This is a genomic window from Mycobacterium sp. DL (assembly GCF_039729195.1).
GTDB lineage: Bacteria > Actinomycetota > Actinomycetes > Mycobacteriales > Mycobacteriaceae > Mycobacterium > Mycobacterium hippocampi_A.
Genome location: NZ_CP155796.1, coordinates 1,073,898 through 1,087,811, shown reverse-complemented (window position 1 = coordinate 1,087,811; position 13,914 = coordinate 1,073,898). Strand labels below are relative to the sequence as shown.

Sequence of the window (13,914 nt, the reverse complement as noted above, 5' to 3'; positions counted from 1 at the left end):
CCAGGGGAAATGAACACTGCGGGGGCGCGGTTGGACCGGTCAGAAGCAACAAGATCCACACATAGGGAAGAGCAGAACAATGAAGAACACCACCGCCATCACCGCCACCACCGCCGCTGTCGCAGGATTCGCCGCCGCCCTCGTGGGCCTGGCCGCACCGGCCGCCGCCGCCCCCGCCGGAGGCTCCGCCACCGACACCATCAGCTCACTCGAAGCCGACGGGAACCGGGTCATCGTCAACCGCCAGGGCTCCACCGCACTCGACGCTTCCAGCGTCACCTCGGTCCGCCAGGGCCCGGCGATCAACGAGTACGTCTGGGACGCCCAGGGCGACGACCGGATCCTCGAGACCACCGGCCACGTCTACTTCGTCGACGTCAACTGACACCCCCACACAAAGGGGCGCCTCCACCAGGAGGCGCCCCTTTGTCGTGAAGCGTCCGACCCGTGTAACGCCTTCAGCCTGTCGCCACACCCCCGAGTAAGAAGCCGTTCAGACCGCAGAAAGCGCAGGCCCACTCATGAACATCACCACTCTCACCACTGCCGGATTCGCCGGACTCGCAGCCGCGATCGTCGGATTGGCCGCACCCGCAGCAGCGGCCCCCGGGGGAGGCAACGCCGTGGACATGATCGAGATGCTCAAGGCGGACGGCAACTACGTCGTGGTCAACCGAGTCAGCAGCGTTCCAATTGAGGAAGCCGACGTCGTGGCGGTCCGGCCCGGCCCGCAGATGATGCAAGTGGTCGTGAAGATGGACCGCCAGGGAGACAATCGCAACAACACCGACCGGGTCGTGGAGAACACCGGCCGTTTCTACTTCGTCGACATCGGCTGACCACCGCCGCACTGCGAGGGGCATCTCACCAGGGGTGCCCCTGTCGCATGTACCGGAGAGCACCGAACACTCGCTAAGTTGTTGCGTGAGTCGTACACGGTTCACCAGCCAATCCGAGAGATCGTTGCCATATGCGAGTTGACGGGCGGGACATCGCTGTCTCAGGAAGCCTGCTCCAACCGTTGACGCGGCGAACCAACGACATCGTCCGGTTGATGCTGGCCACGGCCTTCCTGGTCGTCGTCATCACCAGTTCGCTGATCACCCGCTACGAGTGGGAGGCGCTGGAGAAATCGCTGTCCGATCTGGTCGGCGTGCTCAGCCCCACGCAGTCCAACGCCGTCTACCTCGTCTACGGCGTGGCGATCCTGGCGCTGCCGTTCATGATTCTCATCGGGCTGATCGTCGCGCGCCAATGGAAGCTGCTGGGCGCCTACGCTGCGGCCGGGATCATCGCCATCCTGTCGCTGTCGATCACCGGCAACGGCATCGCCGCGCCGCAATGGCACTTCGACCTGACCGACCGCCTCGACGGGCTGCTCTCGCAGTTCCTCGACGATCCGCGGTGGATCGCGATGCTCGCGGCGGTGTTGACGGTGTCGGGCCCGTGGCTGCCGGCTCGCTGGCGGCGCTGGTGGTGGGCGTTGCTGCTGGCCTTCGTCCCGATTCATCTGGTGGTCAGCGCGGTCGTGCCGGCCCGGTCACTGCTCGGGCTCGCGGTGGGCTGGTTCGTCGGCGCGCTGGTGGTCCTCGTCGTCGGCACGCCGGCGCTGGAGGTGCCGCTGGACGGCGCGGTGCGGGCCATGACACGACGCGGGTTCCGGGTGTCGGAGCTGAAGGTCGTCCGGCCGGCCGGGCGCGGGCCGCTGGTGCTCACCGCCACCGACGGCAGGGAATCCGACGCTGCCGAAGCCTGCGTCGCGCTCGTCGAACTGTACGGACCCCATCAACGCGGCGGCGGTGCGCTGCGCCAGTTCTGGGGCAAGCTCCGGCTACGCGACAGTGAGACCGCACCCCTGCAGACCTCGATGCGCCGCGCCGTCGAACACCGCGCGCTGATGGCCGTCGCCGTCGGGGACCTCGGGCTGGCCAACACCTCGCCGATCGCGGTGGCCACGCTGGACCGCGGCTGGACCGTCTACGGCCATCGACCGCCCCGGGGTACCCCGATCGACGACTGCGTGGACGAGACACCCGTGACGCGGGTCTGGGATTCCCTCGGAATCCTCCACAGCCAGCAGATCTCCCACGGTGACCTGCGCAGCAAGGAGATCACGGTCGTCGAGGGCACCCCGATGTTCGGCGGCTTCACCTACGCCGAGTACGGCGCCTCGGACGCTCATCTGCACAGCGACATCGCCCAGCTGCTGCTGACCACGACCGACCTCTACGGAGCCGAACCGGCGGTGCGCGCGGCGATCACCGTCTTCGGCAACGAGACCGTGCTGGCGGCATCGCGTCGCCTCACCAAATCAGCTGTCCCGAGCCGGGTCTGGGTGTCGGTGCGCGACGCGGGCACCGCGCTGTCCACCGCCCGCGACGAGGTGAAACGGCAGACCGGGGCCGATCAGATCAAGGCCGAGACCATCACCCGGTTCACCCGCGGCCAGCTGATCCAGATCGTGCTGCTGGTCGCGTTGGTGTATGTCGCGTATCCGTTCATCGCCTCGGTGCCGGTGTTCTTCTCCGAGTTACGCTCGGCGAACTGGTGGTGGGCGCTGGCCGGGTTGGCGGTGTCGGCGCTGAAGTACCTCGGTGCGGGCGCCGCGCTGTGGGCGTGTGCGGACGGATTGGTGAAGTTCCGCAACCTGGCCATCATGCAGGTGGCGAACACGTTCGCCGCGACGACCACACCCGCCGGGGTCGGTGGCCTGGCACTGAGCACGAGGTTCCTGCAGAAGGGCGGACTGGGCGCGCTGCGCGCCACCACCGCTGTGGCTCTTCAGCAGTCGGTGCAGGTCATCACCCATCTCACCCTGCTGATCTTCTTCAGCGCCGCGGTCGGGGTGTCGGCGGACCTGTCACGCTTCGTGCCGAGCGCCACCGTGCTGTACCTGATCGCCGGTGCCGCACTCGGGGTCGTCGGAGTGTTCCTGTTCGTGCCGAAGCTGCGTCACTGGCTGGCCACCGCGGTGCGACCACGCCTCAAGGAGGTCCTCGACGACCTCGGCGAGCTGGCCCGCGAGCCCAAGCGGCTGGCGGTGATCGTACTCGGTTGTGCGGCAACCACTCTCGGGGCCGCACTGGCACTGTGGGCGAGCATCGAAGCATTCGGCGGCGACGTCAGCTTCGTCACCGTCACGATCGTGACGATGGTGGGCGGCACGCTCGCCGCGGCCGCGCCCACACCCGGTGGTGTCGGCGCCGTGGAGGCCGCGCTGATCGGCGGCCTCGCCGCGTTCGGCGTGCCCGCGGCGATCGCGGTGCCGTCGGTGCTGCTGTACCGGATCCTGACCTGCTGGCTGCCGGTGTTCATCGGCTGGCCGATCATGCGGTGGCTCACCCGCAACGACATGATCTAGCGCCCCGCTTCTGCCGCGGAATAGCATTCCGGGCAGTGATCGAGGCCCCGATCGCAACCCGGAACGCTATTCCGCGGCCAGTCAACGGTGTCCGGCGCCGCAGGCGCCAAGCGATACCTGGTGGCTACGGAGAGTAATCTCCCGGAAACCAGCCCGTGGTTTCCTCGTATCAGACTTTGTTTCATACGAGAGATCACGCTGGAGGCGTCACGACAAGCACCGAAGCTCCGACATTCCTGGTGACATCCGGTTTCTGGCAGACCCTGCCGCAGATGCCGTTGGAGCAGTACCCGGGCACCGAGGGCTTCATCGACGACGTCTACGCCAACCCCAACGGGGTGCCGATGTGTTCGGGCTACTTCGAACTCCGCAACACCGACGCCCCTCTGGACTACTACTACGACTACGACGAGATGAAGATCGTGCTCGAAGGCGAGTTCCGCCTGGAGAACGCGGACACCGGCCAGGTGCAGATCGCCAAGGCGAAGGACGCCATCTTCTTCCCGAAGGGTTCTCGCATCCTGTTCTCCACCCCGGACCGGGCACTGGCGTTCTACGTCGGCTACCGGTCGTTCGCACCGTGATCTTCTGCACGACAGCATGATCGAGCGATTCCGAGTCGCTCCGGGATCGGTCACCGCGGTCCGGGTCTTCGGTGGTGATCGACTCGAGATCATCGACCACCACGGCCGCCAGCCCGCTGAACTGACCGTGCTCGCCTCCGACCCCCGCGCTGTCGCCGGCGCACAACCCGACGCGGCGGCGACCGTGCTGCGGCATCTGGTCGCCGGCCCCGACGAAAACGGCTACGCCGCCGGTCGCATCCTGACGCTGCTGTCCCGACATCGGGTGGAGCAGCACGACGCCGTGGCCACCCGACTCTTCGACACGGACTCGGCGGCGGGCACCCGCGTCGGCTTCCCCGTCGACGACGACGCCGTCGTCCTCATCGCCGCGCCGGCATCGCCGATGCGCCTGGCGCAAGCCGACCCGAACCCGCCCTCGGAGGTGGTCGTCGAGGTCCGTCGCGCCGATCCGACTCGGCCCGAACCGCAGGAGCTACCCGCGCCATTGGCGGAACCACTGTGGGACATGCACATCGACGCCTCGACCGCATCGTCGTATGAAGTGCGTGCCGGCCAGTTCATCCAGATCATCGATGTGGCGGGCCGGCAGTGTTCGGACTTCCTGGCCTTCGACGCCCGCGCCCTCGGTGACGGCTCCGAGTTCGGGTTGGACGCCACCACCACCCGGACCATCGGCGGCGGCGCCTACCCGCAACCGGGACTGTTCGGGAAGTTCTTCGACCGTCGCGCGCGCCCCCTCGTCGAGGTGGTTCGCGACACGGTGGGTCGCCATGACACGTTTGCGCTGGCGTGCACCGCCAAGTACTACGCCGACCAGGGTTACCCGGGCCACGTCAACTGCACCGACAACTTCAACGTCGCCCTCGACGGGTTCGGCATCGCCGCCCGCCAGGGATGGCCGGCCCTGAACCTGTTCTACAACACCGCCTTCGACGCGCAGCATCAGTTGATCTCCGACGAACCGTGGTCACGTGCCGGCGACTACGTGTTGTTCCGCGCGTCCACAGACCTGGTCTGCGCATCGTCGGCATGCCCCGACGACATCGATCCGGCCAACGGCTGGCTGCCCACCGACATCCACGTCCGTGTCTACGACTCGACCAGGAGGTTCTCTGTTGCGGTGGGACATCGGCTCACGCCGGAATCGGAGCCGGTGTTGACCAAGCCGACCGCGTTTGCGGCCCGAACCGAGAAGCTGACAGCACAATTCACCGAGTACCGCGGCTACTGGCTGCCCACCGGCTTCGACAACTTCGGCGCGCACCAGGAGTACTGGGCCTGCCGCGAGCGGGTCGCCGTGATGGATCTGTCCGCGCTGCGCAAGTTCGAGGTGCTCGGCCCCGATGCCGAAGCGCTGCTGCAGGCGACGCTCACCCGCAACATCCGTCGGTTGGCCCGCGGTCAGGTCGTGTATTCGGCGATGTGCACCGAAGCCGGCGGTGTCGTCGACGACTGCACCGTGCTTCGTCTGGGTGACAACAACTTCCGGTTCATCGGTGGCGATCCGTACGACGGCGTCTGGCTGCGCACCCAGGCGGACAGGCTCGGCCTCAAGCAGGTCTGGATCAAGGACTCCTCCGATCAGATGCACAACATCGCCGTCCAGGGTCCGGCGAGTCGAGACCTGCTCGCCGACCTGGTGTGGAGTCCACCGGGCCAACCGGCGCTGCGGGATCTGGGCTGGTTCCGCTTCCTGATCGGGCGCCTCGGAGGTCCCGAAGGAGTGCCGCTACTCGTATCGCGTACCGGGTACTCCGGCGAACTCGGCTACGAACTGTGGGTCCACCCCGACGACGCCGAGACGCTGTGGGACCGGGTGTGGAACGCCGGCGCACCGCATGGCCTGGCACCGCTCGGTCTGGATGCACTGGAATTGTTGCGGGTCGAGTCCGGCCTGGTCGCCGCAGGCCATGAGTTCGACGACCAGATAGACCCTTTCGAGGCCGGCATCGGGTTCACCGTCCCGTTGAAGACCAAGGCCGACGACTTCGTCGGCCGGGAGGCGCTGATCGAACGGAAGGCCCATCCGCAGCGCGCACTGGTCGGACTTCGCCTCGACGGCAACGAGGTAGCCGAGCACGGCGACTGTGTGCACATCGGCCGCTCCCAGGTCGGCGTCATCACCAGCGGTGTCCGGTCCCCCATCCTGAGCACGAGTATCGCGTTGTGCCGGATCGCAGTTCAGTACACCGAGCCCGGCACCCAGGTCGAGGTCGGCAAGCTCGACGGCCACCGCAAGCGAATACCCGCCACCGTCAGCACCTTTCCGTTCTACGACCCCGACAAGTCCCGTCCCCGCGCGTGAGCGCACCAAGGAGGAATCCCATGCCTCGCACGGCGATCATCGGCGCAGGACCCTGCGGCCTGGCGGCACTGCACGCGTTCGAACAGTCGCGCCTCGACGGCGTCGACGTCGGCGAGGTGGTGTGTTTCGAGAAGCAGAGCGACTGGGGCGGGTTGTGGAACTACACGTGGCGTACGGGCCTGGATCCTCATGGCGATCCGGTACACGGCAGCATGTACCGCTACCTGTGGTCGAACGGACCCAAGGAGTGTCTGGAGTTCTCCGACTACTCCTTCGACGAGCATTTCGGCGGTCCGATCCCGTCTTTCCCGCCGCGTGAGGTGCTGTTCGACTACATCGTCGGACGCGCCAAGAAGAGCAATGTGCGCCAGTTCGTCGAGTTCGACACCGCGGTGCGCGATGTGGTGTTCGACGATGACGCGTTCGCCGTCACCGTGGAGTCCTGGCAGTCCGGCCGCAGCGCGCTGCGCACCGAGACGTTCGACCATGTCATCGTCGCGACCGGGCACTTCTCCACCCCGAATGTGCCGGAATATCCTGGTTTCGAATCGTTTCCGGGTCGCATCCTGCATTCGCACGATTTCCGGGACGCTGTGGAGTTCGCGGGCAGGGATCTGCTGATCCTCGGTAGCAGCTACTCAGCGGAGGACATCGCACTGCAGTCGCTGAAGTACGGTGCCGGGTCGATCACCATCGCCTACCGCAACACGCCGATGGGATTCGGCTGGCCCGACGGGATCTCCGAAGTGCCTGCGCTGCAGCACCTCGAGGGCCGGACCGCCCATTTTGCCGACGGCAGCACCCGCGAGGTCGACGCCATCATCATGTGCACCGGCTACCAGCATCACTTCCCGTTCATCACCCCCGAGTTGAGGCTGTCGACGACCAACAACCTCTATCCCGAATGCCTTTACAAGGGCGTGGTCTGGACCGCCAACCCGAAGCTGATGTACCTGGGCATGCAGGATCAGTACTACACGTTCAACATGTTCGACGCCCAGGCGTTCCTGGCTCGCGACGTCGCGCTGGGTTTGGTGGACGTGCCCACCGCCGAGGTGATGGACGCCGACATCGCCGACTGGCGGGCGAGATACGCCGAGGTGGCTGATGTCATGGGGCAGATCGACTTCCAGACCGACTACGTACGCGATCTGATGGCGATGACGGACTATCCGGACTTCGACATCGACCTCGTCCGGAAACACTTCGAGGACTGGGAGCACGACAAGGACGCCAGCATCACCGGCTACCGCGACCGCAGCTTCGCCTCACCGTGCACGGGCACCGTCGGGCCGACACCGCACACCACCTGGTGGGACGAACTCGACGACAGTTCGGCGCGCTTCCTGCGGAGATAACCCGCGCCTATGGGTTTAACCCGGGGTCCCGACAGGGCATAGGTGTGAGGCAGCACACACCTGCCACTCCAAGGGGCCCGCGATGACCACTGAGAATCAGCCGGCGCGCACCGACGTCGACAAGGCGTTGATCGGCAGCGCGACCTACCGCAGCCTCGGCGAACAGAAGCTCTCGCCGTCGGAGGAACGCTTCGAGAAGGGCCGCAGGACCGTCGGGCTGTTCCTGGCTCCGCTGGTCACGGTGGCCTTCCTGGTCAGCCCGATCGACATCCCCCGCAATCAGCAGGTGCTGGCCGCGGTGCTGCTGGGCGTCATCGTGCTGTGGATCAGCGAAGCGGTGCCCATCCCCATCGGTGGGCTGCTCGGGGTTGCGGTCGCCGTGTTCCTGGGCGTCGCGCCCGTCGACGACGTCCTCGGCCCGTTCGGATCGTCGACGGTGTTCACCTTCATCGGTGCGTTCATCCTGGCCCAGGCGATGCTCAAACACGGCGTCGCCCGGCGGTTCGCGTTCCGCATCCTGGCGCTGCCGCGGGCGGGCGGGTCGACCACCGGTGTGATCCTGGCCTTCGGCGCGATCACCTGCCTGCTGTCGGCGTTCGTCTCCAACACCGCCACCGTGGCGATGCTGCTCCCCACGGCGCTGGGAATCCTCGCGGTGATCGCCAAGCTGCTGCAGAAGCGCGACATGGTCGAACCCGACTTCGATCCGCTGCGGTTGCGTGTCGGCTCGGCGCTGATGTTGATGCTCGCCTACGGCGCCAGTGTAGGCGGCTTGTTGACCCCGGTGGGCAGCCCGCCGAACCTCATCGGCCGCGGCCTCATCGAGGAGGCCACCGGGGAGCGGATCAGCTTCGGCCAGTGGATCGTGATGGCCGCCCCGATCTGCCTGGCCATGTTCCTCGCGCTGGCATTCATCCTGTTGCGGCTCAACAAGCCCGAGATCAAACGCATCGACGGGGTGTCCGACTACGTCGCCCGCGAGCGCGAGGAGATGGGTCCGCTGAGCCGGGCCGAGAAGAACACTCTGATCGCGTTCGGGGTCACCGTGACGCTGTGGATCGTGCCCGGCATCGTGGCCCTGTTCCTCGGCAACGAGTCCGAGGTCTACATCGCGGTCAGCGACCGGCTCGACGAGGGCATGGTGGCGGTGTTCGGCGCGGCTCTGCTGTTCCTCCTGCCCACCGACTGGCAGAACCGGGAGTTCACGCTGCGCTGGAGTGAAGCCGCCAAGATCGATTGGGGCACAATCGTTCTCTTCGGTTCCGGCATCATCTTCGGCTCGCTGATCGCCGAGACCGGGCTGGCCGAGACGATCGGCACCTCGGTCGACGACGCCCTGGGCCTCACGAGCACGATCGCGATCACGATCTTCGCCGTGTTGTTGGCGATCATCGTGTCCGAGACCACCAGCAACACCGCTTCGGCAGCCGTCGTCGTGCCGATCATCATTCCGGTGGCGGTGGCCGCCGGCATCAATCCGTTCGTGCCCGCGCTCGCGGCGACGTTCGCGGCGTCGTTCGGGTTCATGCTCCCGGTGTCCACACCGCAGAACGCGATCGTCTACGGTTCGGGGGTGGTCCGAATCACGACGATGATCCGATCGGGGATCTCCTTCGACATCCTCGGCGCCTTCCTGATCATCCTGCTGTTGCCGATCCTGATCGGGCTGATGGGTCTTGGCACGTGAGCGGGCAGAAGATCGCCGTCATCCCCGGTGACGGTATCGGCACCGACGTGACCGCCGCAGCGCGCACCGTGCTCGACGCCGTGGCGGCCAAACACGAAATCGACTTGCAATACACCGAATTCGACTGGTCGTGCCAGCGTTACGCCGAGGTCGGTGCGATGATGCCCGACGATGGACTGGACACGCTGCGCGGGTTCGACGCGATCCTGCTGGGCGCGGTCGGCTGGCCCGGCGTCCCCGACCACGTGTCGCTGTGGGGGCTGCTGATCCCGATCCGCAGGGAGTTCCGCCAGTACGTCAACCTGCGCCCGATCCGGCTGTTCCCCGGCGTGGCGGGACCCCTGCGCACGGACGCCGACATCGACTTCGTGGTCGTCCGGGAGAACGTCGAGGGCGAGTACAGCGAGATCGGCGGCCGTCTCAATCGTGGCCTGCCCGATGAGATCGCCGTGCAGGAATCGGTGTTCACTCGCGTCGGGGTGAGCCGGATCGCCGACTATGCCCTCGAATTGGCCAGAACGCGGCGGGGTCACGTCACGTCGGCGACCAAGTCCAACGGCATCGTGCACACGTTGCCGTTCTGGGACGAGGTCGTTGCCGAGCGTGCGGCGCGGTTCCCGGATGTGGAGTTGGCCAGTGAGCACATCGACGCGCTGGCCGCGAAGTTCGTCCTGCACCCGGAGCGGTTCGACGTCGTGGTCGGATCGAACCTGTTCGGCGACATCCTGTCCGATCTCGCGGCCGCGGTCGCAGGATCCATCGGAATCGCCCCGTCGGCCAACCTCGACCCGAGCAAACAGAACCCGTCGATGTTCGAACCGGTTCACGGTTCGGCGCCGGACATCGCGGGTCAGGGGATCGCCAATCCCGTCGGCGCGGTGTGGTCAGCGGCGTTGATGCTGTCGCACCTCGGTCATGCGGCCGCCGCCGACGACGTGATCGCGGCGATGGAATCGACCCTTGCCGAGCCGGAGACCCGCACCCGCGACCTCGGCGGTACCGCATCCACTGAGCAGGTCACCAGCGCGCTGGTCGCCCGGTTGCGCTGAGGCCACGGCCGGGCACGCCGAACGTGCGTTCCTTGTCGTTACAACCCTCGACCAACGACAGGGAACGCACGTTCGCGAGCGAAGAAACGTCAGCAGGCGACGCCGGCGAACACCGCGCCGGTGACCAACGCGATCATCAACGCGACGTTCGGCATACCACTGGACAGCGCGACCACCACACCGGCCACCGCGGCGACCAGGATGGCCATCATCAGGATGGCGAGCGCCCAGTTGACCGTTTCGGACGCGCGCACGGCACGTTGTGGTTCGACTTCGTGCGGGACGAATCCGCCCTCGCTCACTCCGACCATGACCGTCCTCTCTGTGACTGCGCACACAATATAACGTCACAATGGTCTGCATCACACCATTGACGCCAAGGTTGTGACCTGCGAGGAAGTTCGAAAGCTCCACTAACAGAAGTGATTAGGCCCACTAATCGCAATCGGGACGCCGGTAACGTGGTTTCCGGTGACGATCACGAGGCTGGCCGCGCTGACGGCAGTGACGGCGGTGCTGGTGCAGTGCGCCCCGGCCCCGGCGCCGCCTGTGGCGACCTCGACACCCACGGCGGCGACGTCTCCGGTGCCGCCACTGTCACCCGAGACGTTCTCCCGTGTGCCTCCACCACCGCGGCCACCGCAGCCGCAGCCGGCCTCGGTGCACCCGGTCACCGTCGCCGAGCTCGCCACGACATGGCGTCCCGGATGCCCGTTGGCGCCGGAGTCGTTACGGCGCGTCGACCTCGACTACTGGGGCTTCGACGACCGGCCCCACCGCGGCCGACTCGTGGTGCACCAGGACCTGACCGCCGAGGTCATCGACGTTTTCCAGCAGCTCTTCGAGTTGCGCTTTCCCATCGAGCGGATGCGCACCGCCGACCACTACCCCGACGCCGACGACGAGCTGTCGATGCGGGACAACAACACCTCGGCGTTCAACTGCCGCGACATCCCGGGCACCGGCAACTGGTCGCTGCACGCCTACGGCCGGGCCGTCGACATCAACCCCAGGCTCAACCCGTACGTCGATCGCCGGGGCGATTTCCAGCCGGCCAACGCCGGGCCGTGGGTCGACCGCAGCCGCACCGATCCCGGGACGCTGAACGACGGCGACCCGGCCGTGCGCGCCTTCACCGACCGCGGCTGGCGCTGGGGCGGGCACTGGCGCACACCGCTGGACTACCAGCATTTCGAACGCCGATAACCGGTCCGTGACCTCGCAGAGGTGAGCCCCCGCGGAAGGCATCTCGTGTCGTACGGTGAGTCGCCCCACTCCCGGACTGGAGACTGCGCTGCTTCACCGAGTCGCTCTGTTGGCCTTCGCCGCGCCCCGTCGCATCCTCGTCGCCGCGGCGCTGTTGACGGTTGCCCTGGGAGTTTTCGGGCTGCCCGTCGCCAAGGATCTCTCCCCCAGCGGGTTTCAGGACCCGGGCTCCGAATCCGCCCGCGCGGCTATAGTTCTCACTGAGAAGTTCGGTCAGGGTGATGTGCAGATGGTGATTGTCGTCTCCTCACCCGAGGGCGTCGACAGTCCCCGGGCGCGGGCGGCTGGAACCGCCATCGTCGCCGAGCTGGCCGACGATCCGAACGTCGCGGCCGTCTCGTCGGCATGGACGTCCCCGCCTGCGGCCGCGGCGGACCTCGTCGGCAGGGATCGCACCTCCGGGCTCATCGTCGCCGGCATCAACGGCAGCGAAGCCCAGCAGCAGATCACGGCCAAGGAGATCTCCGAGCGGGTCACCCGAGACGACAGCGACGTCAACGGAGTGACGGTCCGTACCGGCGGCACCGCGATGGTCAACGTGCAGATCACCGAGCAGTCCCAACGCGACCTGCTGCTCATGGAGTCGCTGGCGATACCGCTGAGCTTTCTGGTGCTCGTCTGGGTGTTCGGCGGCCTGCTCGCCGCCGCGCTCCCGGTGGCGATCGGCGGCATGGCGATCATCGGCGCGCTGGCCGTGCTGAGGCTGGTCACGTACGCCACCGACGTGTCGATCTTCGCGCTGAACCTGGCCACCGCCATGGGGCTGGCCCTGGCCATCGACTACACGCTGCTGATCCTGAGCCGCTATCGCGATGAGCTGGCCACCGGATCCGACCCGACCGCCGCCCTCACGCGGACCATGGTCACCGCCGGACGCACCGTCATCTTCTCGGCCACCACGGTGGCGCTGTCCATGGCGGCGATGGTGCTGTTCCCGATGCACTTCCTCAAATCGTTCGCCTACGCCGGGGTGGCCACCGTCGGCTTCGCCGCAGCCGCCGCGGTGATCGTGACGCCCGCAGCGATAGTGGTGCTCGGCACCCGCCTCGACTCCCTCGACGTCCGACGGCTGACCCGCAGGATCCTGCGCCGGCCCGACCCCGGTCCGGTCCCGGTCGAGCGGCGTTTCTGGTACCGCTGCGCCAAAGCCGTGATGCGGCGCGCACTTCCGCTCGGCATGGCCGTCGTCGTGCTGCTGCTGGTGCTCGGTGCGCCGTTCCTCGGCGTGCGGTGGGGGTTCCCCGACGACCGGGTGCTGCCGCCGTCGGCGTCGGCGCATCAGGTCGGCGACGACCTTCGCCGCGACTTCGCGGGGACCGCCGGAAACACTGACACCGCCGTGCCGATCGTCATTCCTGACGCCGACGGTCTCACACCGGCCGACCTTTCGGGGTATGCCGCCGAACTCTCCCGCGTGCCCGATGTCCTCGCGGTGTCCGCGCCCACCGGAACGTTCGTCGACGGTGTCCGGGCCGGCCCGCCGTCCGCGCCCGCGGGTCAGAACCAGGGCAGCGCGTTCCTCACCGTCGCGAGCAGTGCACCCCTGTTCTCCGACGCCTCCGAGACACAACTCGACCGACTGCACGATGTCGCCGGACCCGGCGGACGCACCGTCGAGATGACCGGCACCGCCCAGATCAACCGTGACAGCGTCGCAGCGATCACCTCCACGCTGCCACTGGTGCTCGGCGTCATCGCCGTCATCATGTTCGCCCTGCTGTTCCTGCTCTCCGGCAGCGTCGTGGTGCCGCTGAAAGCGTTGGTGCTCAACATGCTGTCGCTCACCGCCGCGTTCGGCGCCCTGGTGTGGATCTTCCAGGACGGCCACCTGGCAGGGCTCGGGACCACACCGACCGGCACACTCGTCGCCAACATGCCCGTGCTGCTGTTCTGCATCGCGTTCGGGTTGTCGATGGACTACGAGGTGTTCCTCGTCGCGCGTATCCGCGAGTTCTGGCTGGAGACAGGACAGTCCGACGAATCGGTGGCGCTCGGCATCGCCTACACCGGACGCATCATCACCGCCGCCGCGCTGATCATGTCCATCTCGTTCGCCGCGCTGATCGCCGCCAACGTGTCGTTCATGCGGATGTTCGGCCTCGGTCTGACGTTGGCGGTGCTCGTCGACGCCACCCTGATCCGGATGGTGCTCGTTCCCGCGTTCATGCACCTGATGGGTGGATCGAACTGGTGGGCGCCGCGCTGGCTCACCCGTGTCCACAACCGCCTCGGCTTCAGCGAAGCGCCGAGGACCCTCCCCCGCAGCGTCAGTCAGACAGAGCAGGTGACCACATGACCGAT

The 13,914-nt window shown here is 67.1% G+C and carries 11 protein-coding genes; 10 read left to right on the top strand and 1 reads right to left on the bottom strand.

Annotated features, from left to right (window positions below; translation table 11 throughout):
* Positions 1-79 precede the first annotated feature (79 nt).
* The 8 genes from ABDC78_RS05235 to ABDC78_RS05200 all read left to right on the top strand — a co-directional run bounded on the left by ABDC78_RS05235 (position 80) and on the right by ABDC78_RS05200 (position 10,347).
* Complete coding sequence (locus ABDC78_RS05235; RefSeq protein ID WP_178357831.1) at positions 80-385, top strand: hypothetical protein; 306 nt, start codon at positions 80-82, stop codon at positions 383-385.
* 136 nt (positions 386-521) lie between these two features.
* Positions 522-839, top strand: a complete 318-nt coding sequence (locus ABDC78_RS05230; RefSeq protein ID WP_178357830.1) for a hypothetical protein — start codon at positions 522-524, stop codon at positions 837-839.
* Between the two features lie 131 nt (positions 840-970).
* Positions 971-3,361 carry a lysylphosphatidylglycerol synthase transmembrane domain-containing protein gene (locus ABDC78_RS05225; RefSeq protein ID WP_178357829.1) on the top strand — a complete coding sequence of 797 codons (2,391 nt, stop codon included), beginning with the start codon at positions 971-973 and terminating at the stop codon, positions 3,359-3,361.
* A 236-nt stretch (positions 3,362-3,597) separates the two neighbouring features.
* The gene (locus ABDC78_RS05220; RefSeq protein ID WP_256735935.1) at positions 3,598-3,945 is read left to right on the top strand and encodes an ethanolamine utilization protein; all 348 of its coding nucleotides are present in this window, start codon (positions 3,598-3,600) and stop codon (positions 3,943-3,945) included.
* A gap of 16 nt (positions 3,946-3,961) precedes the next feature.
* Positions 3,962-6,253: an aminomethyltransferase family protein gene (locus tag ABDC78_RS05215; protein WP_178357827.1), complete on the top strand. Its 2,292-nt coding sequence runs from the start codon at positions 3,962-3,964 to the stop codon at positions 6,251-6,253.
* Positions 6,254-6,273: 20 nt separating this feature from the next.
* The gene (locus ABDC78_RS05210) at positions 6,274-7,611 is read left to right on the top strand and encodes an NAD(P)/FAD-dependent oxidoreductase (protein ID WP_178357826.1); all 1,338 of its coding nucleotides are present in this window, start codon (positions 6,274-6,276) and stop codon (positions 7,609-7,611) included.
* A gap of 82 nt (positions 7,612-7,693) precedes the next feature.
* Positions 7,694-9,298: a DASS family sodium-coupled anion symporter gene (locus ABDC78_RS05205; protein WP_178357825.1), complete on the top strand. Its 1,605-nt coding sequence runs from the start codon at positions 7,694-7,696 to the stop codon at positions 9,296-9,298.
* A complete protein-coding gene (locus ABDC78_RS05200; protein WP_178357824.1) occupies positions 9,295-10,347 on the top strand; it encodes a tartrate dehydrogenase in 1,053 nt (350 codons plus the stop codon). Before ABDC78_RS05205 ends, ABDC78_RS05200 begins: the two co-directional genes overlap by 4 nt.
* 89 nt (positions 10,348-10,436) lie before the next feature.
* Here the strand turns inward: ABDC78_RS05200 and ABDC78_RS05195 are convergent, their stop codons facing one another.
* A complete protein-coding gene (locus ABDC78_RS05195; protein ID WP_178357823.1) occupies positions 10,437-10,658 on the bottom strand; it encodes a hypothetical protein in 222 nt (73 codons plus the stop codon).
* Between the two features lie 166 nt (positions 10,659-10,824).
* Between ABDC78_RS05195 and ABDC78_RS05190 the strand changes: the two genes are divergently transcribed.
* Together ABDC78_RS05190 and ABDC78_RS05185 are read left to right on the top strand one after the other, a co-directional pair.
* Positions 10,825-11,553: a M15 family metallopeptidase gene (locus tag ABDC78_RS05190; protein ID WP_178357846.1), complete on the top strand. Its 729-nt coding sequence runs from the start codon at positions 10,825-10,827 to the stop codon at positions 11,551-11,553.
* Positions 11,554-11,641: 88 nt separating this feature from the next.
* Positions 11,642-13,909, top strand: coding sequence for an MMPL family transporter (locus ABDC78_RS05185; RefSeq protein WP_178357845.1), 2,268 nt, complete (start codon positions 11,642-11,644; stop codon positions 13,907-13,909).
* Positions 13,910-13,914: the final 5 nt, after the last annotated feature.